A 2,933-nucleotide genomic window follows, 5' to 3' on the forward strand; every position below is an offset into this window, starting at 1 on the left:
CTGGTAAAACTTTCATCATAATACACCCTCAAAAATTAATTCTACTAACTAGATGGAAAATCTAGCGTTTCTTATCGCGTTTTTTAAATTCCGCAATTCGTTTACGTTCACGCATGACTTTGGCTTTATTCTTAATTTTAGGGTTTTTCTTACCTTCATATGGGTTGGCATTCTGCTTAAACTCTACATGTAAAGGCGTACCCTCTAGCTTGAACACATCACGATAAATGTTCTCAAGATAACGCTGATAGCTCTTTGGCAAGGCAGAAGTCTGGTTGCCATGAATGACGATCACAGGTGGATTATGCCCACCCAAGTGCGCATATCTTAACTTGATGCGGCGACCACCGACCATTGGTGGCTGGTGATTTTGCACGGCATCTTGTAGAATCTGCGTCAGACGAGACGTGGACACCTTGAACATCGATGCATCATACGCCTTATGAATCGATGGATAAAGCTCGCCTACGCCATTACCATACATCGCTGAGATTAAATGAATCTTCACCCACGGCACGAAGTTAAAACGGCGATCAATCTCAAGCTTCACATAGTCTTTTTGGTCTTGGGACAGGCCATCCCATTTATTAATGGCAATCACTATCGCGCGACCTGCATCGAGTGCATAGCCTAACATGTGCAGATCTTGATCGACGATACCCTCTTTGGCATCGACCACAACGACAACGACATTCGCATCCTTGATGGCCTGCAAGGTCTTAACAACAGAGAACTTCTCAACCTTCTCATCAATACGACCGCGACGACGCACACCCGCCGTATCGATCAGCGTATATTTGCGGCCTTCGCGCTCAAAAGGAATGTAAATACTGTCTCTGGTCGTGCCCGGCATATCAAAGACGACCACACGCTCCTCGCCCAGTAGGCGATTGACCAGTGTTGATTTACCAACGTTCGGGCGTCCGATAATAGCAAGCTTTAGGCTGTCATCATCATTATCATCAGCCTCATCCTCTGGCATGTCAGCCGTTAAGACTTCTAGAAGGTTAGTAACACCCTTACCATGACTGGCAGCGGTCGGAAATGGCTCACCAAAACCCAATTCAAAAAACTCTGCCGACGAGGCTTCATGTACGCCATCCATCTTGTTCGCCACAAGGTATACCGGCTTGCCCAGCGTGTGCAAGAATCTGGCGATCTCGCTATCCGCACCGATCAAGCCCGAACGCGCATCAACCACAAAGACAACAATATCCGCCTCATGGATGGCGGTATAGGACTGTGTCGCCATGTAGTCGTCGATATTGCCCGTACCATCGTCCGCCTCACCAATACCGCCTGTATCCACGACAATGAATGACTTATTCTCAAAATGCGCATCGCCATATTGACGATCGCGCGTCAGACCAGCCATGTCCGCAACCAGTGCTTGACGAGACTTGGTCAGCTGATTAAAAAGGGTTGATTTTCCGACATTTGGGCGGCCAATCAAGGCAACCACAGGTTTAATACTCATAATCTCTCAAAATTATCTAAAAAATAAATTTACAATCAAATAAAAACACCAAATCCTTTGCTATCATTTGACAGCAAAGGAAAAGTATCGATTAATAAAAACTTAAAACTGCCAAACGCTCACTACGCCTGATGCACTCTGAGCATATAGGCGATTGCCGTTCACTTGCAGGCTGGTTAATTGACCCTTGGTCTCAGCACGACTTACGATGTTGCCATCGACATCGAACAGATGAATCACTCCATCATAGTCACCAACTGCGACATAATTGCCCACATTAACAGGATTGGTAAGCTTACGGTGTTTTAGGTTCTCATTTAGCCATAATGTCTCGCCTGTTAGGCGGTTAAAGGCCTTAACATCGCCATTAACTCCTGTGGCCACAAGCGTCTCACCAAGAATGGTCGGTGATTTTGTGCTTGGAATCTCGCCTACGAACATCGGGCGACCTGTTGACATGTCAAAAGCTGCCAATTGACCGCTGAAGCTTGTCACATATAGGTGCTGACCCACCACCAATGGCGTACCATCCACATCACTCATGCGCTCAACTGCACTACCGCCAGTCGCCATACCCACACGGCGTGTCCATAGTGGCGTACCCGAGACAGGATTAATCGCATGAATACGACCATCCGCCGTACCAAATAGCGCTGTCTGCTCATCCAAATAAAGCGGCTTAGCTGCACCGCGCACACTCACATCGACATTCTGCGTGCTAAACTGCCACATGGCTGTACCTGTCTGTAAGTCTAGACCGTAAAGCGTGCCGTTATTACCCGACAGTAGGACACGATTATTGGTAACAAGTGCCGGGGTTGGGCTAGATGTTGGTAGTGCCTTTTCCCACACGATCGCACCGGTCTGAGCATTGATGGCAACCACTTTACCAGAGCGCGTACCGACAATGGCAACACTACCCGACTGATTAGATGCCACACCGCTGGTAATAGCTTCTTTAAGATCTACCGACCAGACGGTTTGCTTACCATTTAATAGTGAAACGATGCCACCACGGCTAGCAGCGATCAGACCTTCGCCTGTTTGGGCAACTTGAAGATCGACCACGTCTTTTTTGCTGGCGCGGCTGCCTTTCATCATGCTGCGGCCTTGATCTAGCGATGCGCTAAAAACAGGCGACAGAACTGCGACAGGGGCGCTGATTTTGATTAATTTGGCAGGTTTTTTGCTTTCTGCCTTAATGCCTTTACCACAACCAACCAAAGCCACCGCACTTAATGCGCAGACCAGAGCGGTTTTTACAAAACGAGTGTGCATATTTTATCCTTATACTGTATAGCCGCCAACTGTGCGCCGCAGCAATTTTTGAGGTGATTATTCGCTCATCATTATAAAGCTGATTTAATAACGACTAATTACCCGTTTGTGTGTTTTGTGTTTCTAAGTTTTGAGCGGACGCTTCAGCTTTATCACCACCCTCTTGGGTAGCTTCAGC

General features: G+C 47.4%; 2 protein-coding genes. Both read right to left on the minus strand.

Annotated features, from left to right (window positions below; genetic code table 11):
- Positions 1 to 61: 61 nt before the first annotated feature.
- Positions 62 to 1,477 carry a ribosome biogenesis GTPase Der gene (gene der / locus GY683_RS02830; RefSeq protein ID WP_297287304.1) on the minus strand — a complete coding sequence of 472 codons (1,416 nt, stop codon included), beginning with the start codon at positions 1,475 to 1,477 and terminating at the stop codon, positions 62 to 64.
- Positions 1,478 to 1,579: 102 nt separating this feature from the next.
- Positions 1,580 to 2,755 carry an outer membrane protein assembly factor BamB gene (gene bamB / locus GY683_RS02835; RefSeq protein WP_297287305.1) on the minus strand — a complete coding sequence of 392 codons (1,176 nt, stop codon included), beginning with the start codon at positions 2,753 to 2,755 and terminating at the stop codon, positions 1,580 to 1,582.
- Positions 2,756 to 2,933: the final 178 nt, after the last annotated feature.

Origin of the sequence: Moraxella sp., assembly GCF_024227015.1 — a bacterium.
GTDB lineage: Bacteria > Pseudomonadota > Gammaproteobacteria > Pseudomonadales > Moraxellaceae > Moraxella.

Excerpts from the sequence above, each read along its gene's own strand:
- der (WP_297287304.1), bottom strand. The coding sequence starts at position 1,477 with ATGAGTATTAAACCTGTGGTTGCCTTGATTGGCCGCCCAAATGTCGGA.
- bamB (WP_297287305.1), bottom strand. The coding sequence starts at position 2,755 with ATGCACACTCGTTTTGTAAAAACCGCTCTGGTCTGCGCATTAAGTGCG.